The organism is Lysobacter dokdonensis DS-58 (assembly GCF_000770795.1).
GTDB classification, from domain to species: domain Bacteria; phylum Pseudomonadota; class Gammaproteobacteria; order Xanthomonadales; family Xanthomonadaceae; genus Noviluteimonas; species Noviluteimonas dokdonensis.
The window spans coordinates 46052-69760 of sequence record NZ_JRKJ01000016.1; the positions used below are offsets into that span (position 1 = coordinate 46052).

A 23709-nucleotide genomic window follows, 5' to 3' on the forward strand; every position below is an offset into this window, starting at 1 on the left:
GTCCTTCGTCTTTCCAGGGGAAAACCAATGAAGCGAGTGCTGCTGGCGGCTGCCGTCGCCATGCTGGTCGGCGGGCTGCACGCCGAAGAACGCGTCGACCTGTCGATGACCAGCCGCATCCGGCAGGAGGCCTTCGCCAAGTCGCAGGTGATGCCGCTGCTCGAAGGGCTGACCGAAGACATCGGCCCGCGCCTGACCAACTCGCCGTCGATGGCGAAGGCCAACGCGTGGACCCGTTCGAAGTTCAACGAATGGGGCCTGTCCAACGTGCACGACGAAGCGCTGGTCGAACCCTTCGGCCGCGGTTGGGAGTTTCGCTCGGCGAGCGCGGAGATGCTGAGCCCCCGCGCATTCCCTCTGCATGCATTGCCCAAGGCGTGGACCCCGGGCACCACTGGCCCCGTCGAAGGCGAGGCGATCGCCGCCAAGCTCGAATCGAAGGCCGACCTCGACAAGTTCAAGGGCAAGCTGAAGGGCAAGATCGTCTTCATCGCCGACGCGCGCGCCTACAAGCCGGGCGAGAAGGCCGACTGGCATCGCGAGGACGACAAGAGCCTCGCCGACATGCAGTCGCTCGCCGTGCCCGCCGACCAGACGCCCGAAGCGAAGGAAGAAGCGCGCGAGCGCCGACGCAAGCGCATGGAATTCGCGCCGATGCTCAACGAGTTCCTCGTCTCCGAAGGCGCGCTCGCGGCCGTGAGCCCGAGCGGTTGGGACAACGGCATCCTGCTGGTGTCCGGTGGCGGTTCGCGCAAGGCCGGCGAATCGGTGGGCATGCCGACGCTCGCGATGTCGGCCGAGCACTACAACACCGTGATGCGCGCGCTCGATCGCAAGGCGCCGGTGCGCCTGCGCGTCAACGTCGATGCGAATTTCACCAGCGACACCGACCAGCCCGCGTACAACACCATCGCCGAAATCCCCGGCAGCGGCGCACACCGCGACGAAGTGGTGATCATCGGCGCGCACATGGATTCCTGGCACGCAGGCACCGGCGCGGCCGACAACGGCGCGGGTGTCGCCGTGATGATGGAAGCGATGCGCATCCTGAAGGCCGTCGGCGCGCGGCCCGACCGCACGATCCGCATCGTGTTGTGGACCGGCGAAGAACAGGGCCTGCTCGGTTCGGCCGATTACGTCTCGCGCCACTTCGGCAAGTTCGCCGAACCGACCGATCCGAAGGAAAAGGCGCTGCCGGCTTTCCTGCGCACGACGCGCGGCAAGCTGGAACCGGCGAAGGATTACGGCAAGGTCGCCGCGTACTTCAACCTCGACAACGGCGGCGGCAAGATCCGCGGCGTGTACGCGCAGCAGAACATGGCGGTGACGCCGATCTTCGAAGCGTGGCTCAAGCCGTTCAACGACGTCGGCGCCACCATCGTCACGCAGCGCGACACCGGCAGCACCGACCACGTCTCCTTCGACCGCGTCGGCCTGCCCGGCTTCCAGTTCGTGCAGGACGACCTGGACTACTTCACCAACGTGCACCACAGCGACCTGGACGTGCTCGACCACATCGTGCCGGAAGACCTCAAGCAGGCCTCCGCGATCGTCGCGTCGTTCGCGTACAACGCGGCGATGCGCCAGGAGAAGCTGCCGCGCAAGGCGGTGCTGGAAGACTGAGCCGTCAGAAACCGACGGGCACCGACGGCGTGCGGGGCGCAAGGTCCCGCACGCTGCATTCGCAGGGCTTGCCCTGCTGGCAGCCGCAGGCGCACGCGGCGGCCGCCTGCGTCTTGGACTGGCATCCGCACGTGCAGGCGGCGCCGATGCAATCGGTGCAGGCGCAGGCGTTGGGTTGCGTATTCATGAGTCGCTCCGGGTGTCGAGGGCAGGCCCGATCGGCCTGTATGCAGTCTCCGCGTCCGCGCCGGCGTAATCTTGAACGTATCGGCTGATCGGACCGTCCGCATGACGCAGCTCCGCAAGCGCCCCGTCGCAGGCATCGGCCGCGTGATCGGCTGGCCCGGCGGCAGCGTGTGGATCGGACGCCACCTGGCCGCGATCCAGGACCACGCGCACCACGCGATACAGATCTCGTTGGCGATGGACGCGGGCTTTCGCATCCAGGCGGCAGGCTGGCCGGTGGCGCGGGAAACACGCGGCATCGTCGTGATGCCGGATCGACGGCATCGGTTCGATGGCTGCGGCGCGTCGATCGCGACGATTTTCGTCGAACCCAATTCACGCCGTGGCGCGGCGTTGCGCGCACGGTTCGCGGGCGAAGACATCGGGCTGTTGTCGGATGTGGAGGCGCACGAGGCCGTGCGATTCCTCCATGCGCAATACGACGCCGCCGCGCCCGATGCCGTGATGGCGCAGTACGCGCAAGGCGCGATCTGCCGCATCGCCGGCGATCCGCAGGCCGCGCCCGCGGACGACGCACGCATCACTGCGGCCCTGCAATGGCTGCGCGAACGGCTCGCTTCGCCGATCCGGCTCGACGATGTCGCCGCAGCGGTCCATCTCTCGCCGAGCCGGTTCCGCCATCTCTTCGTCGCGCAGACGGGGACGTCATTGCGCGCATGGCTGTTGTGGGCGCGCATGGAACGCGCGGTGGAATCGGCATTCCAGGGGCGTTCGTGGACGGAGGCGGCGCATGAATCGGGCTTCGCCGATGCCGCGCACCTCACGCGCACGTGCCGGCGCGTGTTCGGACTGTCGCCGACGATGCTGGTGCAGGAGGACGTTGGCAGGAATTGATCGATCGTTGGCGCACGCGGCGCACGGGCGGATCGCACAGTGGACGCCCGCCCCCACGGAGTTCGCCGCCATGCCCCGCCACGTTTTCGGCACGCTCGCCCTGTCCGTCCTGCTCGGCGTCTCGCCGCAGGCCTCGCCTTCCCGCGATGTCGAACCCCACTTCGCACCCTGGTCCGCGCAACACGGCCACGCACGTCCGGTGGTCGCGGTCATCGGCCACAACGCGGGCACCGAGCTGACCGACTTCGTGATCCCGTATGCCGTGCTCCAGCGATCCGGCGCGGTGGATACGTTCGCCGTCTCGACCTCCCCGGGACCGATGCAGATGCGGCCTGCGAAGATGCGCCTGCAACCGGATCTCGACGTCGTCGGCTTCGACCGCCGCTTCCCGGAGGGCGCGGACTACGTCGTCGTCCCCGCGATCGTGCAGAGCAAGGATGCCGCACTGCTCGCATGGATCCGCGCACAGCACGCGAAGGGCGCGACCATCGTCAGCATCTGCGACGGCGCCCTGGTCGTGGCGAACACCGGCCTGCTGAAAGGCCATCGCGCGACCGCGCATTGGGCGACCGAAGGCCATCGCCGGGACGCGTATCCCGACACCGATTGGGTCGCCAACACGCGCTACGTGATCGACGGAACGATGGCGTCGAGCGCCGGCATCAGCGCCTCGATCCCGATGTCGCTCGCATTGCTCGAATCGATCGCGGGCCGCGACCGCGCGGAAAGCGTCGGCGCGCAGTTCGGCGTCGAACGCTGGTCGTCGAAACACGACAGCGACGCCTTCCACCTGCGCACCGGCACGCTTGGGCCGTTCGTGAAGGTCAACGCAGCGAACAAGTGGTTCCATGGCACGCAACGCCTGGGCCTCCCGCTGCAGGCCGGAATCGACGATGTCTCGCTCGCATTGACGGCCGATGCGTATTCGCGGACGGGGCGCAGCGTGGCCTACGGATTCGCGGCGGGCGAAGTGCGCGGCCGGTCTGGTCTCACGTGGTTGCCCGAGACCGCGGCCGTGCCGGATGCGCGGCACCGCATCGATGCGATTCCCGCCGCGCCCGGCGTCCCGCTGTTCGACGCCGTGCTCGCTTCGATCGACGGGCGATACGGCCGCACGACCGCGAAGGGCGTCGCGCTCGACTTTGAGTACCCTTGGGTACCCGCGCAGCGATGAACGCGCGCACGGAGAACGGCATGACGACTCGCACGATCGCGGTCACCGCCTACGACCACATGAACCTGCTCGACCTGACCGGTCCGTTGCAGGCGCTGGCGACCGCAAATCGCCTGGTCGCGCCCGAGTCGCGCTACGCCGTCCACGTCGTGTCGGCCGACGGCGGCCCGATCACGACGGGCTGCGGCTTGCAGGTGGTGACGGCTTCCTTCGAATCGTTGGAAGGCCGCCGCGTGGATACGTTGATCGTGCCCGGCGGCTGCGCGGGGTCGCGCTTCGAGGCGCCCGCGGCGCTCGCGCAGTGGGTGGCGCGCATGGCGCCGGACGTGCGCCGCGTGTGCTCGGTGTGCACCGGCGCCTTCGTGCTCGCCGAAGCGGGCCTGCTCGCGGGCCGCCGCGCGGCGACGCACTGGCATTGGGCCGAGCAACTGGAAGAACGATTCCCGTCGGTGCACGTCGATGCCGACCGCATCTTCCTGAAGGACGGCGCGATCTGGACTTCGGCCGGCGTCAGCGCGGGCATCGACATGACGCTCGCGCTGATCGAGGAAGACCTCGGGCACCGGGTCGCGATCGACACCGCGCGCGAGCTCGTCGTGTTCGTCAAACGCGCCGGCGGCCAATCGCAATTCAGCGTGCCGTTGAAGGCGCAGGCCAGCCGCGATGCGCGCTTCGCCGACCTGCACGCGTGGATGGCGGCGAACCTGCGTGGCGATCTGCGCATCGAAGCCCTCGCCGACCGCGCAGGCATGAGCGCACGCACGTTCGCCCGCACGTACACCGCCAACGTGGGCCGCACGCCGGCGAAGACGGTGGAGGCGATGCGACTGGAATCGGCGTCGCGGTCGCTCGAGGAGACCGACCTGCCCCTGAAGGCCGTCGCGACCGCCGCGGGTTACGCGGATGAACAAGCGTTGCGCCGGGCCTTCCAACGCCAGCTGGGCGTGGGGCCGAACGACTACCGCGCGCGTTTCTCGCGGCATGCGGTCGCGTCCTGAAGCCGGCGGATCAGGCCAGCCCTTCGGCCGCGCGCACGCCCCACCACGCGGCCTCTTCGAAGATCGAGTACCCCGACAGATCGGCGTGCGCGATGCGCACGCGACCGTCCAGGCCGCGCAGCGCCGCGAGCCCTGCATTGTCGAGATAGCCCGGCGTCGGTATCGCCATCGCGTGGCCGCGCACGGTGATGGAGAGCTGTTTCGTGCGCCGCCACAACTGATCGCCGTAGGCCGACGACAAATCCGATGCCGCCTCCGCTCGCAGCTCCTCCGCCGAGGCACGCATGAGCCATGTGCGCGCCTGTTGCGGCGATATGCGATCGAGCGATTGGTACGCCGTGAACACGCTGCGCGCAGCCGGCGCGACGCGCAGCAACTGGTGCGTGGAGACGACATAGCCGAGCCCGCGTCCGCCATGCACGACGTTGTCCCAGGCCAACGTTTCGCCCGGCAACTCGGTCGGGTAACCGTCGACGAGGAAATTGGAAACCAACCACGCGGCGTGCGGGCTCGCGTGCGTCGCGGGGTCATACCCGCTGTCGCGCATGCCGGGCCAGATGCGGGCGAGCACATGCAAGGGCATCGCGCTGACGGCGTGGTCCGCGCGAATGGTTTCGGCCGCGAGTGTGGCGCCTTCGTGGTACGCACTCACGACGTCGACGCCGTTCGCATGATCGGCGATGCGTGCGGCAAATCCCGGCCGCAACCACCGTTCATGCCCCAACCGCCGCGTGGTCGCCGCGCGCATGCGGGCGATCAATTCCGACAGCCCGCCCGGCCAGGTGAGCACGGCTTCGTCGGAGGCGTTCGACGCCTTGCCGTCGCGGCTCGCGAAGTAATGCAAACCCGCCCACGCCGAAACGGTGTGCGTCGATGCGCCGTAGTCGTCGCGGCAGCAGTAGTCGAGATACCAGCGCAAACCGGGCGCGGTGTAACCGTGGCGATCGAGCCAATGCGCGAAGGTCTCGCGATCCAGCGCGCGCCATTCCGCGTCGGTGGACGAGAGCGCGACCGGAATCGCGAAGAGGCGTCGGCCATCGCGCCCGCGCCGGACACGCAATGCATCGACTTGCGCGAAGAAACGTTGCTGCTGTTGCAGCGCGTCGACGCCCAAGCCTTTCGTCGGCAGCGCGTCGCTTTCCCATCGCCCGTCGCGCAGCCAGCGTTCCTTCGGCGAGTGCGACAGTGCGGCTTCGTCATAGTAAGGCGCTCGCGTGTGTTCACCGCGCAGCAGCACACCGACGTCGGCGAGCAGCGCACGCACGTGCGCCCTCTCGGTCGAAGGCAACGGCAGGTAGTGCGCGCCCAACGGACACGCGAGCACATCGTCGCCCGCGCCGCCCGGATTCGCCGAGGAGGCGTTGCCGCCGTACTCCGGGCCTTCCAGCAGCACGAAATCGCGCCGTCCCGCGCGCGCCATCGCCCATGCGCAGGCCATGCCCGCGACGCCCGAGCCGAGGATGACCACGCCGGTGCGCAGCTCGCCGCGCGGCGCCGGCATGGCCGTCGCATCGCGCAGCGCGTGGCCTTCGCGCATGCCGGGATAGCGCACGTCGGCCTTCACGGGCGAGACGCGATTGAGATGCACCGCCCCCAGCCCCGCCGCACCGATCACGCCCGCGTGCGCGGCGCCGATCAGGAACGTGCGCCGCTTCATCAGCGGATCACCCGCCGCCAGTCCTCGTCGAAGTAGCGCACGAGCGTCTGTTCGTCGAGGCGGTTGGCGGGCATCGTCAGGCGCGGATTGTCCTTCGGGAAGACGAACAACTCGCGCATCGTCTCGGCGTCCAGGAAGCGCGTGGGCACCGTCAGCTTGCGCGGAATCGCGTAATCGCCGCGATGCCCGGCGAGGATGAAGCCCCAGTCGCCGAACGACGGGACGTCCGCGTGATACGGCCACGTGTGCAGGCCGGCTTCGCGCAGGGTCGCGTCGATGCTCCAGAACGAGCGCGGCGCGAAATACGGCGAGGTCGATTGCACGACGAGATAACCGTTCGCCGACAGGTGCCGTTTCATCAGGCGGAACATCGGCACCGAGTACAGGCGCCCGATGCCGAAGTTCGACGGATCCGGGAAGTCGACGACGATGAAGTCGTACATGTCGCGGTTGGATTCGAGCCAGCGGCCGGCGTCGTCGTTCACGACCGTGACACGCTTGTCCTTCAGCGAGCCGTGGTTCAACGCCACCAATTCCGACGAGGTCGAGAACATGCGCGTCATCGCCGGATCGAGGTCGACGAGCGTGACGTGTTCGACCGACTGCGTTTTCAGGATCTCGCGCACCGCGAGCCCGTCGCCGCCGCCGAGGACGAGCACGCGTCGCGCACCGGGCAACGCCTGCAATCCCGGATGCACGAGCGCTTCGTGATAGCGGTGTTCGTCCCGCGAGGAGAACTGCAGGTTGCCGTTGATGTACAGGCGCAGGTCGTCCTGCCAGCGCGTGACGATCAGGCGCTGGAACGGCGTCGACTCGGCGTGCACGATTTCATCGCCGTAGACGCCCTTCTCCGCCCACGCGGTCATGCGCCCGGAGAACGCCAGGCCCGTGGCGAGCACCCCGAACACGAGCACGCCACGCGCGAGTTGCTTGCGCGGCTGCGTCAGCTCGGTGCGGAACGCCGACGCCGTCCAGAGCGCGACGCCCGTGTTGGCGAGGCCGAAGAGGAACGAGGTGCGCAGCAGTCCCAGGTGCGGCGCGAGCAACAACGGGAAGACGAGCGATACCACAAGCGCACCGAGGTAATCGAAGGTCAACACGCGGCTCACCAGCTCGCGGAACTCCGCGCGGCGCCGGTTGAAGATGCGCATCACCAACGGGATCTCCATGCCGACCATCAGGCCGATCAGGAAGACCATCACGTACAGCGCGGTGCGGAACGGCGTGGACAGCCACGCGAAGACGAGGAACAGGATCGCCGCCGACGCCCCGCCGAGCAGACCGATCAGCATTTCCAGGTCGATGAATCGGTCGAGCACGTCGTCGTCTTCGACGTAGCGCGAGGCCCAGGAACCGATCCCCATCGCGAACAGGTAGCACCCGATCACCGAGGAGAATTGCAGGATCGAGTCGCCGAGCAGGTAGCTGGCGAGCGCACTGCTGATCAGTTCGTAGCCCAATCCGCAGGACGCGACGATCAGGACGGAGAGGATGAGGGCGCGATCGCGCATCGTGGGCCAGGTTCGAAGGAAGCGTTCGGCGCACGTCCCCGGGCCGCGCGGCTACTGTATCGGCTGCGCAAGCCCCGGCCAACTGGCATACTCGCGGCGACTTCGGGGGGAGGTTGACAATGCCTGCTGTGATCGACGCCGCGGTGCCGTACCTGGCGTATCTGTTGTCCGCGCTGATGATGCTGGCGGTGTTCCTCGTCCTGTATACGCGGGTCACGCGCTTCGACGAGCTCAAACTGATTCGCGAAGGCAACGCCGCGGCCGCGCTCTCGCTGGGCGGCGCGATCCTCGGATTCAGTTGCACGCTCGCCTTCAGCATCGCGCTGCATGCCAGCTGGCACCTGTTCCTCGTGTGGTCGGCCGCCGCGATGATCGTGCAGGTCGTCGCCTACGCGTGCGTGGCGCGTGCGCTGCGCCACATGAACCAGGCCATCCACGATGGCAACGCCGCCATGGGCGGCGTGATGGGCGCCATCTCCGCAGGCGTGGGCGTGATCAACGCCGCCTGCCTGACCTGACACGCACACTTTTTACCGAGGGCATTCGCCATGGGTATCGGTTCGTTCATCCGCAAGCAATTCATCGACATCCTCCAGTGGGTCGAGGACGGCGACGGCGTACTCGCCTGGCGCCATCCCATGGAGGACATGGAGATCCAGTACGGCGCCAGCCTGACGGTGCGCGATTCGCAGATGGCGGTGTTCGTCAACGAAGGCAAGATCGCCGACGTCTTCGGACCGGGCATGTACAAGCTCACGACCAAGACGCTGCCGGTGCTCACGGCGCTGAAGAACTGGGACAAGCTGTTCGAATCGCCGTTCAAGTCGGACGTGATTTTCTTTTCCACGCGCCTGCAGCTCGGGCGTCGCTGGGGCACCGCGCAACCGGTGACGATCCGCGACAGCGAGTTCGGCATGGTGCGCGTGCGCGCGCACGGCGTGTACAGCTACAAGGTGTCCGACGTCACCAGGTTCTACAAGGAGATCGCCGGTACGCGCGCGGTCTACACCGTCGATGATCTCGAAGAACAACTGCGCAACCTCGTCGTCGCCTCGATGGCCGACACGCTGGGCAACGGCGGCGTGCCGTTCCTCGACCTCGCCGCCAACCAGGCGGTGATGGCGCAGCGCATGCAGCAGCAGATGACGCCGGTGTTCGAGCGTTACGGCGTCGCCCTGGAGAACTTCGCGGTCGAAAGCGTGTCGCTGCCGGAAGAATTGCAGAAGGCGCTCGACCGCCGCATCGCGCAGGGCATGGCGGGCGAACTGGGCGAGTTCACGCGTTACCAGACCGCCACCGCCATTCCGATGGCCGCGCAGAACGAAGGCGGCCTCGCAGGCGTCGGCGCGGGTCTCGCGGCGGGCGCGTTGCTGGGCCAGGCGATGTCGCAAAGCATCGCGCAGCCCGCGCAACCGGCCGCGCCGGGCGCGGCGCCTGCCGCCGCGGCCGTCGATCCGGTCGCCAAGCTCCAGCAGCTGAAAAAGATGCTGGAACTCGATCTGATCACCGCGGCGGAATACGACGCGGCGAAGGCCGCGATCCTGCGCGCGATGGCCGGCTGACGATGCAGGCATTCCTGTGCCCCCAGTGCGGGGCGGCGGTGAAATTCGAATCCGCGGGAGCGGTGATGGTCGTGTGCGCGGCATGCCGCAGCACGATCACGAAGGACGCCGACGCCGCACGCGCCACGGGGCACATGGCCGCGGTGATCGAAGACGCCTCGCCGGTGCAACTGCGCACGCGCGGCAGCAACGGCGCGCGCAAGTTCACGGTCGTCGGCCGCTTGCGCATGGCCTACGGCGAAGGCGCATGGAACGAGTGGTACATCGCCTTCGACGACGGCACCGATGGCTGGCTTTCCGACGCATCGGGCCAGTACGCGGTGTTGCGCCGCCTCCCCGATTCGGAACTGAAGGCGCCGCTGCCGGCCTACGCGAAGTTGTCCGTCGGCGAGCCGGTGCAGATCGGCGAGACCTGGTTCCTCGTTTCCGACCGTCGCGAAAGCCGCTGCATCGGCGGCGAAGGCGAATTGCCGGTCAACGCAGCCGATGGTTGGACTGCGCACGCGGCCGATTGCCGCAAGGGCAATGCGTTCGCGACGATCGACTATTCCGACGGCGCGCCCGTGGCCTACGTGGGCATGTCCGCCAATCGCACGGATCTCGACAAAACCACGTTGCGCAGCAACGAGGACGTCGCCGAAACCACGGGGCGGTATCGCGGCAATATTATGCCGCTGGATTGCCCCAACTGCGGCGGCGCGATCACCATCGTCGCGGCGATGGCCACGCAGGTGGTGTGTCCGTCCTGCAGCTCGTTGCTCGATTGCAGCGGCGAGCGCACGGAAATCATCGAAGCGCACAAGCGGTCGGCGACGTTCAAGTCCACGTTGCCGCTCGGCGCGCTGGGCAAGTTCGAAGTCGACTACCGCATCATCGGCATCATGCGCTGCGACGTGCCGCGCGACATGACCGAGCCGGCGTGGACCGAATACCTGCTGTTCAATCCCGAGCGCGGTTACCTGTGGCTCGTGGAGACGGAGGAAGGCTGGTCGCGCGTCACCGTCAGCGACGAATGGCCGACGTCGGTCACCGACAACCACGTCGTCTTCCGCGGCAAGCCGTGGCCCAAGCTGTACGAGTACGGCTCGAAGGTCACCGCGGTGTTCGGCGCGTTCAACTGGCGCGTCCGCAAGGGCGACACCAGCAACGTCACCGACTTCCGTGGGACGCGGGAAACGCTGACGCGCGAGCAGACGGCCGAAGAAGTGACCTGGTCGGTCGCACAGCCCTTGCACATCACCAAGCTCGCCACCGCGTTCCGCATGCCGGAACTGGCGGCCGCACTGCAGGCCAAGGCCATCGCCAGCGCGAAACGCTCGCCGTTCTCGTCCGATGACGACGACAGCGACGACCAGTTCAATCCGCTGAGCATCGCGGCGTACGCGTCGATGGCGTTGTTCGTGTTTTCCGAAGCGCTCACGTGGGCCGCGATCTTCTTCGGAGTCATCGCCGTGTGGGCGCCGTTGTTGATCCTGTGGTGGAAGAACGAGGAACTCCCGTGAAGCGCCTGCTCTACTTCCTCTACGTGTGCGCCATCATGCTGATCGTCTTCGTCGCCGGTCGCGAACGCGACGGCGAGCGCAGCTGGAGCAACTCCACGGGCCGCGGTTACTACTCAGGCGGCGGGCACAAGTAGGGGCGGCTCAGTATTCGACCAGCGCGATGCCGATCGCGCGGTGCGACGAGTACTCCTCGCGCACGCTGCGGCAATACGGGCCGTTCATCTCGAATCGACGGCAGACATCGGGGCGCGATTCGTAGATCCCGCAACACATGCGCGACGAATCCAGGGCGACGCACCAGCCTTCTTCGTCGCGGGCCATCATCGTCAGGCCGTCGCGGTGTTCCAGCAGATGGCCGGGGACGCGGTCTTCCGGCATCACCAGGACGGTCAGCCGGCAACACACCGCGTCGCAACGGCTGCAATGGGCGGGCTCGTCGTGCATGCCGCCATCTTAGGCGCACCCCCGTGAGCGGCCCGGCACGTTCACGGGCACACCGGCCGTGACTGGACTATAGTGGGGGCGCATTCGGTGCCCTCCGGCATCGTGTCCCGAGCCTCCGTGCAGCTCCCGCGAGGCTCAACCGTGCCCACATCCCCGAAAGCAAGACACGCGACCTTCGACCGGAAACCGGCTTCCAAGGCGGCCCTGACGCATGAACAGCTCACGGCCGACCTGGAACGCTTCCGCGCCGACGGCGGCCACATCGAGAAACTCGGCAACACCAATTCGTTGCTGAAGGTCGGCATGGCGGCGACGCAGGCAACCCCCGCGAGCCCGACCCGCCAGGGCGGATCGCGCCAACCCTGATCGGGAGACATCCATGAAAGGCATGGATCGCAAGAAAGAAACGAAGAAGAAGCCGGCGAAGACCAAGAAAGAAAAGCGCGACGAGAAGAATGTGAAAAAGGCGACGCGGGGATTCACGCCGACCTGAGCCGTTCGCTCCAGCCGCGGCGCACGGTCACGACGCCGCGGGCCGCACGCACCGATAGTCCTTCTTCCACCGCATCGCTTCGGTGGCCGCCACCATCGACTCGAACATCGCCGGCGCGATGTCGCCGGTGGCGTTGAGCGTGATGGAAACCTGGCATCCGTTGTGTTCCATCGCCCAGGCGACCGAGCGCAGGTTCACGCCCATGACCTGTCCTTCTTTTTCGTAGCGGGCCGCGGGCACGCCGTCGATCTCGATACGGTCGGTCGTGAACGACACGCCATCGCCGAATGGCGTCGCGTCGGCCGCCTCGCCGCGCAGGTCCATCGGCGCCGCGCCGGCCGGCGCGTAGATGACCGAGAACACAAGGACGAACGTATTCGCCGGGCCGTCGATCGAGACGTACATGCCCGGCTCGCCCCTGCCGAAATCGCGCGTGTCTTCGCGAAAGGTCACTTCGGTACCGGCGGGCACCTGCAAAGTGGCCATCGGTGTTTCGTACGCGCTCGCGACAGGCGGCGCGCAGTCGACCGGCGAAAACACCAACGGTGGCGCGTCGAGCGTCCCCTGCAGCCGGCCTGCGGCATCCCGGCGCCACGCGCGCGAGATCTTCGGCATCTGCCCGACGTCGGCGAACTGATCGCCGAATGCAACGGTGTCCATCGAGGGTTGCCACGTCCCGTATTGCTCGCCGAGGCGGCCCGCCGCCGCGCTTTCGCGCACGAGCGTGTAGCCGCCGGCGCGTAGCCGCAGGTTGTAGTGCGGCCCGCCGGCGGACTCGGTGGCTTCGAAACATTGCACCGAGCCGGCGAGCAGCGGATTCGACGGCTCGATCCACGGCGCCGGATCGTCCGCTGGCGCTTTCGAACACGCCGCGAGCGCGACGAGCGTCATCGACACGCACAGCCGGTATCGCATTGCGAATCCCCCGCGGCCCCCCTGCCGCCCGGGGTCATTCTGCCTCAATCGTGAGGCCGGTCACGCGACCGTGGGGGTTTTCCCGGACGCCGGGATGCGACCCGCTCGATAGCCTGAGGGCATGATCGAAAAGCCCCCCGCACTCGCCGACCACAGCCTCGATCTGCTGCTGAAATTCGAAGGCGTCGTCCGCGAGGTCTTCCACGGCGAAACGTGGCGCGACGTCGAGCCCTTCATCGCCCGCGCGTTCGCGCTGCTGGAGCTCGACCACGAAGTCGGCGTGTGGCATTGGACGCGGGATTACCTGCAGGCGACCTGGCGCAGCTGACGCGCGATATCACGGCGCAAGCTCCGCCGCCGTCGGCGCCCGGCCGACGCCGTGCGGTTCGATGAATCCCGTCGCGATGCCGAGCGCGACGAGCCCGATCAAGGCGACCGACAACGCGATGCGCTTGGTCAGTGCATTGACCGTGCGCCGGGTCGTGCCTTTGTCGGCCAGCATGTAATACAGGCCCGCGCCGAGGTTGTAGAGGATGAGCGCGAGGAACGCGACGATGACGAGGGTCTTCATTGGGGGGCCTTTCGGAGAAAATTGCGGCGGACGAAGAACGCGAGGGTCATGACGCCGAGGAACACGCCGTAGGACACCGCTGTGGCGAGCACCTGCGGCCACATCGCGTCGACGCTGGTATCGCCGAACCGCACGCTCAACTGCGTGCTCGCGACGGTCGCCACGGTGGCGAGCGCCAGGCTGCCGACGTCGAACGCCCAGCGCGCGCGCGTGCGCGGCCAGGACGGGTACGCGCAATAGAGCACCGCGAGGATCACGTACCACGGCAGGAAAAGAATGAAGGCCAGGTTGAGCTGGACGGTCTCGTTCATCGGGGTCAACAGGCGCTTGATCGGAGTGCTAGCCTAGGCCTCCAGTCACAGATTCGCCCTGATCAGATCCGGGGTGAAAAAACCGCATCAGATGGCCCACGACTTCGATGAAACGCTACGAGGCCCTCGCGGCCGACATCGCCGCATCGATCCATAACGGCACCCTGAAGCCCGGCGCCAAGCTCCCGTCCGTGCGGCGGGCTGCCGTTAGCCGCCATGTGAGTCCGGCCACGGTGTTCGAGGCGTATTACCTGCTCGAAGCCAAGGGCCTGATCCACTCGAAGAACCGCTCCGGCCATTACGTCTCGCAGGCGGCAAAGGCATTGCCGCCGGAACCGGAAGCCACCTCCCGGCCCGATGGGCAAGCCCGGCCCGTCGTGATCGGCGAACTGGTGCTCGGGATCCTGGAGTCGGCGATGACGCGCGACGTCGTGCCGCTCGGCTCCGCATTCCCGAGCCCGCTGTACTTTCCGCTCGCGCGCCTGGGGCGTGCCACGTCGGCCGCCATCGCCGACCTCGACCCGTGGAGCACCGTCGACGACCTGGCGCCGGGCAGCAACGCGCTGCGCCAGCAGATCGCGCTGCGTTACCTGGTCGACGGCATCAAGATCGGGCCGGAGCAGATCGTCGTGACCAACGGCGCGATGGAAGCGTTGAACCTGTGCCTGGCTGCGGTGTGCCAGCCCGGCGATACCGTGCTGGTCGAATCGCCCTGCTTCTACGTGTGCCTGCAGGCGCTCGAACGGCTCGGCCTGCATGCGGTGGAAGTCGCGACCGATCCGCGCGAAGGCATCGACCTCGCTGCACTGGAAGCGGCCATCGTGCGCCATCGCCCGAAGGCGTGCTGGGTGATGACGAACTTCCAGAATCCGCTGGGCAGTTCGATGCCCGAGGCGAAGAAACAAGCGCTCGTCGAACTCGTGACGCGCCACCGTTTGCCGCTGGTCGAAGACGACGTGTACGGCGAGTTGTATTTCGACAATCGCAGGCCTGCTCCGACGAAGCGCTTCGATCGCGAAGGCTGGGTCATGCATTGCAGCTCGTTCTCCAAGACGCTGGCACCGGGCTATCGCGTCGGATGGGTGAGCCCGGGCCGATTCCTGCGTGAAGTGACCTACCAGAAGCTCACCACCTCGCTCGCCACGGCGCTGCCCGTTCAACTCGGCATCGCGCGCTATCTCGAACGCGGCAGCCACGAAAAGCACCTGCGCGAGTTGCGCCTGACACTGCGCAAGAACCGCGACGACTACATCGACGCGATGAGCCGGCATTTCCCGTCGGGCACGAAAGTGAGCCGCCCTGCCGGCGGCTACTTCCTCTGGGTGGAAATGCCCGAAGACGTCGACACCATCGCCCTGCACCGCACCGCCATGGACGCCGGCATCAGCCTCGCACCGGGCGTGATGTTCTCCGCCTCGCGCGGCTTCGGCGCCAGCGTGCGCATCAATTACGGACACCCGCTGACGACGCGCGTCGACGCGGCGTTGCAAACGGTGGGGCGCGCGGCGATGCGGCTGTCCAAATAGGCGATGATGCCGGCACCGGGGAGGGGAAGCCGATGACCGCAACCATCGTGATCGCGCTGGCCGTGCCGCTCACCTACGCGGCGATGGTCGCCATCGAGCGCTTCGCGCGCACCGGTTGGCGCTGGCCCGAGCGGTCCGGTTGGCAGGCGACCGGCGTGCTGTGTTTCGGATTGCTGGCCCTGGTCAACGGCGCGGTCTCGGCCGCGATGGGCCGCGTGTTTCCCGGCGTGCATCTGTTCGATGGCGCGGCCTGGGGCATCGCCGCGGGCACGGTCGTCGGCTACCTGCTGCTCTCGCTCGGCAACGCCGTGTTGCATGGCGCCTATCACCACTTCGACGTGTTGTGGCGCCACGTGCACCGCATGCACCACGCACCGCAGCGGCTCGATGTGGCCGGCGTGATGTATCAGACGCCGCTGGAGATGGCGGCCAATGCGGTGTTGTTCTTCGTGGTCACGCGGCTGCTGTTGGGGCTCGATCCGGTCGCGACGATGGCGTGCGCCTACATCGGCGCGTTCTACGGGATGTTCCAGCACTTCAACCTGCGCACGCCGCGCTGGCTGGGGTGGTTCATCCAGCGGCCCGAAGCGCATTGCGAACACCATCGCCGCGGCGTGCACGCCGGGAACTACAGCGACCTGCCCTTGTGGGACATGCTCGCGGGCACGTGGCGCAATCCGGCCGATTTCGAAGGCGAGCTGGGCTTCGAGACGCCGCGCGCATGAATCTCGCCGCCCAGTCCGTGCGCGCAAGCGAACACGCATTCCCCATCTTGCGATGGGTGTTGCTCGCCTGGCTCGCCGTCTACGTCCCCGCCTATGCGCACGCTTACGGCGCATGGCACTTCCTGATGCTGTGCAACCTCGGCGTGCTGCTCACCGTGGCGGGCATCGTGTTCGACCGTCCGCTGCTGCTGGGGAGCCAGGCCGTCGCGGCGCCCGGCATCTTCGTGGCATGGATCGCCGATGCGGGCGTTCGATTGGCCACCGGCGCGCACTTGCACGGCGGGACCGCGTACATGTGGGACCCCGCGGTTCCGGTGCTCGTGCGCGTGCTGTCGCTGTATCACCTCGCCTGGCCGTTCGTGCTCGCCTGGGCGCTTGACCGGCGTGGCTACGACCGGCGCGGACTCTGGCTGCAATTGGGCATCGCGGCCGCGACGTTCGCCGTCGGCGTCGTGCTCGCATCGCCGACGGAGAACCTGCAATACGTCTGGCACGCACCGGGAGCGACGGTCGCGGTGCAGTCGCCTTGGACGCGCGCGTGCGTGTTGTTCGCGTCGCTCGCGGCGGTTTACGTCGTCACGCACGTGGCGCTGACGTTGCTGTTCGCGCGCCGCGCGCCGCGTGCATTCCGCCTGCGCGCACCGGTAGGATCGGGCCGATGACCGGGACCGCCCTCACCTTGGTGCTCGCTGCCGCGTTGCTGCCTTACGTGGCGTTGGCGCTGTACGACGGCTGGCTGCATGAGAAGGCGCGTCGCGTCCCACGCGTCGAACAGGCGTTGCACGCCCTGCTCTTCGTCACGGGTGTCGCATTCGTGTCCGGCGTTTTCACCGGACGCAGTTGGCTGGCGGTGCCGGCGCTCGGGGTGTTCGCGTTCGCCGCGATCTGGGACGAATGGGGCTTCCATGGTCCGCTCGATGTGCGCGAGCGTCGATTGCATTACGTTGCGTACGCCTGCTTCGCGGCCTTCGTCGCGGTGGCTTGCGGGACCGGTGCGCTGCGGTGGCCGTGAGGCCGGACCTGCAACTCGCGTACTCGGGCATGGTGCTGCTCGGGCTGATCCTGTTACTCGTGTTCCGGCCGGCGGGGCACTACGGTTCGGTCGAACGCAAGCAATATTGGCGCCTGCAATTCATCACGCTCTTCGCCGCACTGATCGGCGCGAAGTTCGCCGTGCTGATGGGCGACGGGCGCTGGCCGCTCGTGCCGTTCCATGATTGGATCGGTTTGCTTCTCTCGGGGCGTTCGATCGTCGGCGCGCTCCTGTTCGGGTTCCTCGCCGCCGAAGCCGCGAAGCCCCTGTTGCGTTATCCGCTTCCGCCCAACGATCGCTTCGCGCTCTTGCTGCCGTTCTCGATCGCCACCGGTCGCATGGGGTGCTGGATGGCCGGGTGCTGCGTGGGCATCGAATCGGACGGCCCCATCGCACTGGTCGGCGTGGATGGTGTGTCGCGCATTCCCGCGCCGTTGATCGAGATGGCCTTCCATCTCGCGTGCGGTGTATTGCTGATCGTGTTGTTCCGGGCGCGGTCGTTGCAGGGACGGTTGTTCGCGCTGTACCTGGTGGTCTACGGCGCGTTCCGGATCGTGTCGGAGTATTGGCGTGTCACGCCGAAAGACTTCGGCGGGTGGTCGGCGTATCAGTGGATGGCGCTGGCCATGATCCTGGCCGGCGGCGTCGCCCTGTACGCACGGCGCGGTTCGGGCATCATCGCGGCAAGACCGGCGGGGGGAACGGCATGACCGAATCGAACGAACCCGAACAACCGCAACGCAAGCCGCCGCCGGGCCCGCCCGAAATCCACGAAGCGTGGACGCGCCAGGATCGTGGCGGCGACAACACCGAAACCAAGGGGTTGGCGACCGGCTGCGGCATCGCCATCGCCGCCGTGGCGGTCTTCGTGCTCCTGTTCATCGGCATCTGCGGCCCGGCGTTCCGCTGATATGCCCGCCCTCCACCTGATCGATGCGGTCAAGCGCCGCCTGCACCGCGACATCGTCGCCGACCCGGTCCTGCACGCGCGCGTGCTGAACCTCTATCTGTGCGGCGAGGCCTACCCGCACGCAGTCGACGATTACTTTCCGATCGAGCACGTCGATTGCCCCGACCTGGCATCGACGATGCGCGCGCACATGCAGGACGAAGACAAGCACATCGCCCTGTACGCGAAGGCGATCGAGAAACTCGGCTGCGAGGTGATCGACCTGGACGACAGTGCGATCTTCAACGTGGTGATCCGCAGCCACACGCCGTCGCCCTGGCGCGTCGAGCCCGGGATGGACGCCGACGCGCGCAACGACCGCATCGCGAACTTCCTGGCGCACGCGCACTTCCTGGAGAAACGCGTGGCGCACTCGTTGGAAATGCACCTGGACGCCTGCGCGCATTCCCCTTCGCCCTACCCGGGCAAGGCGGTCTCCGCGGTACTGTCCGACGAAAACCGCCACGTGGCGTACACGATCGACGCGGTGCACGACCTCGTGCCGCGCCAACGTGCGAACGACATCCTCGCCGAGCATGCGCGTGCCGAGCGGCGTGCGAACCTGGATTTCTCCTCGCGCACGCTGCTGCGCTTGCTACGCGAAGAAGCCGATCATTGGCCGGCGGGACGCCGCCCGTTCTTCGGCGCGGTCGCGTGGGCCATGCGCAGGATGATCGCCGGTGCGTAGGCCGATCTCGCTTGCGTTGCAAGCAGCCGCGCCACCACGCGCGCTCGACGCGCGCCTGGAAGATCTCGCGGTTCCATTGCGCTCGCTCGACGAGCCCGCCGTGCGCGCCGCGTTCGCTTTGGACGCCAGCGACGCGCTGCTGAAGACCACGCTCAGCCTGTGCCCGACGTGCTTGTCGCACGTACCCGCGGCCGTGCTGCAACGCGGGCGCCAGGTGTGGTTGCACAAACGCTGCCCGGCGCATGGGCCGAGCGCGGCGGTGATCGAGAACGACATCGCCTTCTACCGCGTATCGAGCAAGGACCGCTGGGGCCGCATCTACGGCGGTGCGCAGCGGTTCGACATTCCGGCGTTCGGCGGCGCCTGTTGCGGGCCGGGCGAAAGCTGCGGGCCTGTATCGCCGTCGGCGGACGACGCCGTCGGGACGGACGCGCCCGCGCACGATTTCAGCGACCAACAACCGAACAAGACCTGCACCGTCCTGGTCGAAGTGACCGACGCGTGCAACCTCGCCTGCCGCGTGTGCTATTCGGATTCCAAGGGCGATCGCGTGTTGCCGCTCGAGGTGTTCAAAACGCACGTCGCCGCATTGGTCGCGCGCAAGCAGCGGCTGGATTCGGTGCAGCTCACTGGCGGCGAGGCCAGCCTGCATCCGCAGTTCTGGGAACTGCTCGAATGGCTTTGCGCGCAGCCGGCGGTGGGCAAGGTGTACCTGCCCACGAACGGACTGCTGTTCAACCGCCCCGGATTCGCGCAGCGGCTCAAGCCGCTGCGCGAACGCGTGCTCGTGCTGCTGCAGTTCGACGGCCGCGACACGGGCGCCAACCCCGTGCTGCGCAAGGCCAAGCCGGAACGCCAGCGCGAGACCTTGATCCGCACGCTCGACAAGCTGGGCATCGCGATGCAGTTGACAATGACGCTCAGCCACGGCGTGAGCGAGGACGACATCGCGTGGGTCGTCCAGCAAGGCCTGCGCCACCGCAACGTGCGGCTGATCGCGATGCAACCCGCGTTCTTCTCCGGCCGCTACGAACTGGGTGGCGAGGCGACGCAACGCCTGACGCTCAGCGATTGCGTGAAGGGCGTCGTCGCCGGCATGGGCGGCAAGGCGCGCACCGAAGACTTCATGCCGATCCCGTGCAGCCATCCGAACTGCGGATGGGTGACCTTGTTCGCGCGCCGGTTCGGCATCGTGCGCAACATCGCGCGCAACGTCGACCTCGATGCGGTGATGAACGACGTGGCGTACAAAACGCTGCTCGACAAGGAGCAGATGCGCGGGATCGTCGGTACCAAGGGGTCGCTCGGCAGCCGCATCGCCGCGCGCGTCGGCCGGTGGCTGATCCGTCCGAAGGATGTCTTCGGCATCGCCATCAAGCCCTTCATGGACCGCTTCAGCTACGACCAGGACCGCGTGTCGGCGTGCTGCCACCACATCCTGGACACGCACGGCAACGCAGTGAGTTTCTGCGAATACAACGCCCGGCTGCGCCACGCCGATTCGTGGTCGCGGTTCCCGGTACTGCCCTAGCGTCGAGTCAGCAGCACCCCGTGCCCGGCGCGCATTCGACGCCGGGCGGCGCCGGGCGCAGGTCGCAGCCGGCCTGGTCGGAGTGCACCGTCAGCGCACCCCAGGCGAACTCGATGGGTGTGCCCGCCAACGCACCGCACGTCGGATACAACCAGTGCTTGCGCGCCACCGACACATGGCAACAGAACACGGGCCGGTCGCCGCCCTGCTGCGCATGGCCCCACCCGAATCCCGTCCCGATGCGCACGACATCCTCGAACACCGCGCGCACCGCATCGGTTTCGGTACGAAGATCGACGCCGACGTGGTCGACGTACGGGCGCGGGCGACGCGCGTCGTCATCTTGCAGCGCTTCCTCCTGCGCGATGCGGATGTGCGAGAAGATCGCGTTGACGCCGTCTGGGAAGCAGAACTTCACGTAGCCCTCCCGGCGGTGGTCGAGCCGCGCGCCGGCATCGAGGAATGCGCCGACCGGCAGGGCATCGGTGTCCTCGACCTTGATGTGCAGGTGCAGCGAGTCCGCGCAGTCGATGGCGGTCGCGAAGGGCGAGGAGGCCTCGAACAACCATTCCACCCCGCACGCCTCGTCGGCCTTCAGCAGGCCGCAATCGCGCAACGTGTCCAGGCTGGAAGCGATGACGGCGGCCATGCGGGAACTCGAGTGGGGATGTTTGCCGATCCTAGGGCGGCATCGCGCACGACTCAACTGCCGGACGCGGCGTCGCGCGTCGGGTGCGGGCCCCGTCGTGGGCTGCGTCGTCGAACACCTGCCGGATGCGCGTGCATGCGCGCTCCATCGTGTACCGCGCTTCCACTTTCGCGCGCGCGGTCTTTCCGGCCAGCCACGCCGCGGTGCGGTCGCCTCGATAACGCAGGAGCGCGGCGGCGAATGCGTGGGTGTCCGCGTAGGGCACGATCACGCCGGCATCGTCTTCGACCAGCTCCACCGCGCCGCCGGCATTGGCGAAACACACGATCGGCTTTTCGAGGCGGGCCGCTTCGAGGCACACGAGCGGGAAGGGATCTTCGCGGGACGTGAGCGCGAAGACGTCCATCGCGGAGAGGTAGGCATCCGCCTGCACTTGCGGGCCGGAGAACGTCACGCGTCCGCCGATCTCCATGCGCGCCAGGTCGTGGCGGATGCGCCGGAGCTCCGACTCGGAGCCGCCCCCGACCCACAGGAAATGGATGTCGTCGCAACGCCACGCCAGGTCGCGTGCGATCTGCAGGAACAGGTCGACGCCCTTGCGCCATTCGATCGTCCCGCATGCGCCGACGACGAACGCATCCGCCGCAATGCCCAGCTGCCTGCGCACGTGCACGGCATCGTCGATCGATCCGACGGGCTTCGCGAACCCATGGACGACGTCGATCGGTGCGGCGATCCCGCGCGCGCGCAACATCATCGCGACGGCTTCGGACACGACGAGGAAGCGATCGACGTGCCGGCACAGGTACGGGAAGCGCGCGTCCGTGAGCTCGCCTACCGCGTAGTCGAGTTCGTGCACCCACAGGAGCGTCGGCATGCCTGCGTGCTGGTAGCGTTCCAGGTGCGGCAGCGCCAGCACGGTATTGCCGACGACGAGGTCGTACCGTGCCTCGTCGCCGCGCGCGTCGTCGCGGATCAAACCCAGGCGCTCGCGTACGCGGTCCATGCCGCGCAGCCGCGGCGGCATCTCGATCCGCGGATGCAGCACCGTCGCCACTTCGGCGAAGTCGCCCTCCAGTTCGCCGCCGCGCAGCAACAGCACGTCGATGGCGCACGACTCGTGCGCCTTGAGCCAGCGCAGGAACTGCAGCAGCAGGAGCGGCGCGCCCGTGCGGCTGGCTTCGTGGGCGATGAACAAGAGCCGCTGCATGCGCGCACCCGGGAGTCGAACTTCGACACTAAGTGCGAGGCACGGCCGCCGCGAGTTCCAGTCAGGCGGGGCTGGCGAGGTCCAGTTCGGTTTCCTCGAGCGCATCGAGGCAACGTACGAAGATCGGGATCGCGTCGCGGATGTCCTGCAACGACACCGCGGCGAACTTGAACAGCAGCCCGGCGCGGTCCGGCGGATCGATGTATTCGGGGTCCACGGGGGCGATGCCCAGGCCGCGCCGACGCGCGATTTCGCGGAAGCGCTTGCCGTCCGCGCGCGTGCGGCCGCGCAACCACACCAACAGGTGCATGCCGGCGTGCGAATCGGCGATCTCGATGCGGTCGCCCGCCTGGCGGCGCAGGCCATCGATCAAGGCGTTGCGGCGGGCTTCCAGCGCTTCGCTGCTGCGGCGCATGTGGCGGTCGAAGCTGCCGTCGGCGATGAAGTTCGCCAGCGCGACTTGTTCGATGGCCGGCGAGCCGAAGTCGTGCAGCCACTTCGCCGCGACGAGGTCCCGTCGCAGTTGCGGCGGCATGACCATGTAGCCCAGGCGCAATGCCGGGAACATCGACTTGGAGAACGTGCCGACATAAATGACGCGATGGCCGTTGTCGAGGGAGCGCAAGGGCGGCAGCGCGGGCGTGCCGTAGCGGAACTCGCCGTCGTAGTCGTCTTCGAAGACCCAGCAACCGTGCTGCTCGGCGTAATCGAGCAAGGCGCGACGCCGCGCCATCGACATGATCGCGCCGCTGGGGAACTGGTGCGACGGCGTGACGCACACCATGCGTGGCGCCTGCGCCGGCAACAGATCGCAGCGCAGGCCGTGCGCGTCGACCGGCACGCCGGCGACCCGCGCGCCGTGCGCCTGCAACACCTGCCGGATCGCGAAGTACTGCGGCTCTTCGATGGCGACGTCTTCGCCTTCGTCCACAAGAACACGTGCCGACAGGGACATGGCCTGCTGCGTACCGCCGACGACCAGCACGTCGTCGGGCGTCGCGACCACGCCGCGACGGCGCATCAGCAGCTCGCAGATCGCTTCGCGCAAGACCGGTACGCCCTGCGCGTCGGCGTTGAACGGCGAGGTGTAGGCCGCGGCCTTCGAAAGCGCCCTGCCCCACGCCGTGGTGAGGACCGGGTTGGTCGAGGGCGTGCTGACGTCGAAGCTGTAACGCACGCCGGGAATCTTGTGGCTGGGCAGCGTGGCGTGGTCGTGGAACTCGCGCGCGCGACGCGCGTAGCGCGATTGCGGGGCGAGTTCGCCTGCCGGCGCGACGGCGCGTTGCGTTGCGCGCATCGCGCCTTCGGCGACGAAGATGCCGGAGGCCGCGCGCATTTCGATCACGCCTTCGACGCGCAGCTGTTCGTACGCGGCCACGACCGTGTTGCGTGAGATCCGCAGTTCGTGCGCGAGCCGGCGCGTCGAAGGCAGTCGCGTCCCGGCGGCGGTCCCCAGCGACACCATGCGCAGTGCGCGGGCCAGTTGCGCGTGCAGCGGCCCTTCCCCATCCAACTCCAGGTGCATCGATACTCCAAGGAAACCGCGAACTGCGCATT

28 protein-coding genes are annotated in these 23709 nt (G+C 67.7%); 18 read left to right on the forward strand and 10 right to left on the reverse strand.

Annotation, left to right across the window (positions count from 1 at the left end; all coding sequences use genetic code 11):
* Nucleotides 1-27 precede the first annotated feature (27 nt).
* On the forward strand, nucleotides 28-1623 hold the full coding sequence (locus LF41_RS10180) for a M20/M25/M40 family metallo-hydrolase (protein WP_036169243.1): 1596 nt from the start codon (nucleotides 28-30) through the stop codon (nucleotides 1621-1623).
* Nucleotides 1624-1627: 4 nt separating this feature from the next.
* Here LF41_RS10180 and LF41_RS10185 read toward each other — a convergent pair whose 3' ends face one another.
* Nucleotides 1628-1810, reverse strand: a complete 183-nt coding sequence (locus LF41_RS10185) for a hypothetical protein (protein ID WP_036169246.1) — start codon at nucleotides 1808-1810, stop codon at nucleotides 1628-1630.
* Nucleotides 1811-1911: 101 nt separating this feature from the next.
* Here LF41_RS10185 and LF41_RS10190 point away from each other — a divergent pair, with 101 nt between their 5' ends.
* From LF41_RS10190 to LF41_RS10200, 3 genes are all read left to right on the forward strand, one after another.
* A complete protein-coding gene (locus LF41_RS10190) occupies nucleotides 1912-2703 on the forward strand; it encodes a helix-turn-helix transcriptional regulator (RefSeq protein ID WP_036169249.1) in 792 nt (263 codons plus the stop codon).
* Between the two features lie 70 nt (nucleotides 2704-2773).
* On the forward strand, nucleotides 2774-3877 hold the full coding sequence (locus LF41_RS10195; protein WP_052116348.1) for a DJ-1/PfpI family protein: 1104 nt from the start codon (nucleotides 2774-2776) through the stop codon (nucleotides 3875-3877).
* 20 nt (nucleotides 3878-3897) lie between these two features.
* A complete protein-coding gene (locus LF41_RS10200; RefSeq protein WP_036169484.1) occupies nucleotides 3898-4875 on the forward strand; it encodes a GlxA family transcriptional regulator in 978 nt (325 codons plus the stop codon).
* A 10-nt stretch (nucleotides 4876-4885) separates the two neighbouring features.
* On the opposite strand, the gene LF41_RS10205 is transcribed toward LF41_RS10200, so the two are convergent.
* Both LF41_RS10205 and LF41_RS10210 read right to left on the reverse strand, forming a co-directional pair.
* On the reverse strand, nucleotides 4886-6532 hold the full coding sequence (locus tag LF41_RS10205; RefSeq protein WP_036169251.1) for an NAD(P)-binding protein: 1647 nt from the start codon (nucleotides 6530-6532) through the stop codon (nucleotides 4886-4888).
* Nucleotides 6532-8043, reverse strand: a complete 1512-nt coding sequence (locus LF41_RS10210; RefSeq protein ID WP_036169253.1) for a polyamine aminopropyltransferase — start codon at nucleotides 8041-8043, stop codon at nucleotides 6532-6534. The genes LF41_RS10205 and LF41_RS10210 overlap by 1 nt, the downstream gene beginning before the upstream one ends.
* Before the next feature lie 119 nt (nucleotides 8044-8162).
* Between LF41_RS10210 and LF41_RS10215 the strand changes: the two genes are divergently transcribed.
* From LF41_RS10215 to LF41_RS16985, 4 genes are read left to right on the forward strand one after another with little or no spacing between them, the layout of a single operon-like run.
* On the forward strand, nucleotides 8163-8561 hold the full coding sequence (locus LF41_RS10215; protein ID WP_036169255.1) for a DUF350 domain-containing protein: 399 nt from the start codon (nucleotides 8163-8165) through the stop codon (nucleotides 8559-8561).
* A 30-nt stretch (nucleotides 8562-8591) separates the two neighbouring features.
* The gene (locus tag LF41_RS10220) at nucleotides 8592-9605 is read left to right on the forward strand and encodes an SPFH domain-containing protein (protein ID WP_036169257.1); all 1014 of its coding nucleotides are present in this window, start codon (nucleotides 8592-8594) and stop codon (nucleotides 9603-9605) included.
* 38 nt (nucleotides 9606-9643) lie between these two features.
* Nucleotides 9644-11107 carry a DUF4178 domain-containing protein gene (locus tag LF41_RS10225; protein ID WP_161786950.1) on the forward strand — a complete coding sequence of 488 codons (1464 nt, stop codon included), beginning with the start codon at nucleotides 9644-9646 and terminating at the stop codon, nucleotides 11105-11107.
* Nucleotides 11104-11241, forward strand: coding sequence for a hypothetical protein (locus tag LF41_RS16985; protein ID WP_161786951.1), 138 nt, complete (start codon nucleotides 11104-11106; stop codon nucleotides 11239-11241). Before LF41_RS10225 ends, LF41_RS16985 begins: the two co-directional genes overlap by 4 nt.
* Nucleotides 11242-11248: 7 nt before the next feature.
* Here the strand turns inward: LF41_RS16985 and LF41_RS10230 are convergent, their stop codons facing one another.
* Entirely contained in the window at nucleotides 11249-11551 is a 303-nt protein-coding gene (locus LF41_RS10230) for a YkgJ family cysteine cluster protein (RefSeq protein ID WP_036169259.1), read from the reverse strand.
* 141 nt (nucleotides 11552-11692) lie between these two features.
* On the opposite strand from LF41_RS10230, the gene LF41_RS10235 reads away from it, so the two are divergent.
* Nucleotides 11693-11917 (forward strand): hypothetical protein, encoded by a 225-nt coding sequence (locus LF41_RS10235; RefSeq protein WP_036169260.1) that lies wholly within the window; start codon nucleotides 11693-11695, stop codon nucleotides 11915-11917.
* 154 nt (nucleotides 11918-12071) lie between these two features.
* Here the strand turns inward: LF41_RS10235 and LF41_RS10240 are convergent, their stop codons facing one another.
* Nucleotides 12072-12959 (reverse strand): hypothetical protein, encoded by an 888-nt coding sequence (locus tag LF41_RS10240; protein ID WP_152599984.1) that lies wholly within the window; start codon nucleotides 12957-12959, stop codon nucleotides 12072-12074.
* Between the two features lie 121 nt (nucleotides 12960-13080).
* Between LF41_RS10240 and LF41_RS10245 the strand changes: the two genes are divergently transcribed.
* On the forward strand, nucleotides 13081-13287 hold the full coding sequence (locus LF41_RS10245) for a hypothetical protein (RefSeq protein ID WP_036169264.1): 207 nt from the start codon (nucleotides 13081-13083) through the stop codon (nucleotides 13285-13287).
* A 9-nt stretch (nucleotides 13288-13296) separates the two neighbouring features.
* Here the strand turns inward: LF41_RS10245 and LF41_RS10250 are convergent, their stop codons facing one another.
* Together LF41_RS10250 and LF41_RS10255 are read right to left on the reverse strand one after the other, a co-directional pair.
* Nucleotides 13297-13530: a twin transmembrane helix small protein gene (locus LF41_RS10250; protein ID WP_036169266.1), complete on the reverse strand. Its 234-nt coding sequence runs from the start codon at nucleotides 13528-13530 to the stop codon at nucleotides 13297-13299.
* Nucleotides 13527-13841 carry a hypothetical protein gene (locus LF41_RS10255; RefSeq protein WP_036169268.1) on the reverse strand — a complete coding sequence of 105 codons (315 nt, stop codon included), beginning with the start codon at nucleotides 13839-13841 and terminating at the stop codon, nucleotides 13527-13529. Before LF41_RS10255 ends, LF41_RS10250 begins: the two co-directional genes overlap by 4 nt.
* A gap of 107 nt (nucleotides 13842-13948) precedes the next feature.
* Between LF41_RS10255 and LF41_RS10260 the strand changes: the two genes are divergently transcribed.
* The 8 genes from LF41_RS10260 to LF41_RS10295 are packed head-to-tail and all read left to right on the forward strand — an operon-like array spanning nucleotide 13949 to nucleotide 20293.
* Complete coding sequence (locus tag LF41_RS10260; protein WP_036169271.1) at nucleotides 13949-15367, forward strand: aminotransferase-like domain-containing protein; 1419 nt, start codon at nucleotides 13949-13951, stop codon at nucleotides 15365-15367.
* Between the two features lie 32 nt (nucleotides 15368-15399).
* Nucleotides 15400-16092 carry a sterol desaturase family protein gene (locus LF41_RS10265; protein WP_052116327.1) on the forward strand — a complete coding sequence of 231 codons (693 nt, stop codon included), beginning with the start codon at nucleotides 15400-15402 and terminating at the stop codon, nucleotides 16090-16092.
* Nucleotides 16089-16754 (forward strand): hypothetical protein, encoded by a 666-nt coding sequence (locus LF41_RS16165; protein ID WP_052116328.1) that lies wholly within the window; start codon nucleotides 16089-16091, stop codon nucleotides 16752-16754. The genes LF41_RS10265 and LF41_RS16165 overlap by 4 nt, the downstream gene beginning before the upstream one ends.
* A complete protein-coding gene (locus LF41_RS16760) occupies nucleotides 16751-17104 on the forward strand; it encodes a hypothetical protein (protein WP_036169273.1) in 354 nt (117 codons plus the stop codon). The genes LF41_RS16165 and LF41_RS16760 overlap by 4 nt, the downstream gene beginning before the upstream one ends.
* On the forward strand, nucleotides 17095-17835 hold the full coding sequence (locus LF41_RS10280; protein WP_036169275.1) for a prolipoprotein diacylglyceryl transferase: 741 nt from the start codon (nucleotides 17095-17097) through the stop codon (nucleotides 17833-17835). The genes LF41_RS16760 and LF41_RS10280 overlap by 10 nt, the downstream gene beginning before the upstream one ends.
* Nucleotides 17832-18035: a hypothetical protein gene (locus LF41_RS10285; RefSeq protein WP_036169277.1), complete on the forward strand. Its 204-nt coding sequence runs from the start codon at nucleotides 17832-17834 to the stop codon at nucleotides 18033-18035. Before LF41_RS10280 ends, LF41_RS10285 begins: the two co-directional genes overlap by 4 nt.
* Nucleotide 18036: 1 nt before the next feature.
* Nucleotides 18037-18762, forward strand: a complete 726-nt coding sequence (locus tag LF41_RS10290) for a hypothetical protein (RefSeq protein ID WP_036169278.1) — start codon at nucleotides 18037-18039, stop codon at nucleotides 18760-18762.
* Nucleotides 18755-20293, forward strand: a complete 1539-nt coding sequence (locus LF41_RS10295; protein ID WP_084073534.1) for a radical SAM protein — start codon at nucleotides 18755-18757, stop codon at nucleotides 20291-20293. Before LF41_RS10290 ends, LF41_RS10295 begins: the two co-directional genes overlap by 8 nt.
* Before the next feature lie 7 nt (nucleotides 20294-20300).
* Here the strand turns inward: LF41_RS10295 and LF41_RS10300 are convergent, their stop codons facing one another.
* From LF41_RS10300 to pdxR, 3 genes are all read right to left on the reverse strand, one after another.
* Nucleotides 20301-20942 carry a hypothetical protein gene (locus tag LF41_RS10300; RefSeq protein ID WP_052116329.1) on the reverse strand — a complete coding sequence of 214 codons (642 nt, stop codon included), beginning with the start codon at nucleotides 20940-20942 and terminating at the stop codon, nucleotides 20301-20303.
* A 31-nt stretch (nucleotides 20943-20973) separates the two neighbouring features.
* Nucleotides 20974-22152 (reverse strand): glycosyltransferase family 4 protein, encoded by a 1179-nt coding sequence (locus LF41_RS10305; protein WP_036169282.1) that lies wholly within the window; start codon nucleotides 22150-22152, stop codon nucleotides 20974-20976.
* A gap of 61 nt (nucleotides 22153-22213) precedes the next feature.
* Nucleotides 22214-23677, reverse strand: a complete 1464-nt coding sequence (gene pdxR, locus LF41_RS10310; protein WP_084073538.1) for a MocR-like pyridoxine biosynthesis transcription factor PdxR — start codon at nucleotides 23675-23677, stop codon at nucleotides 22214-22216.
* Nucleotides 23678-23709 lie beyond the last annotated feature (32 nt).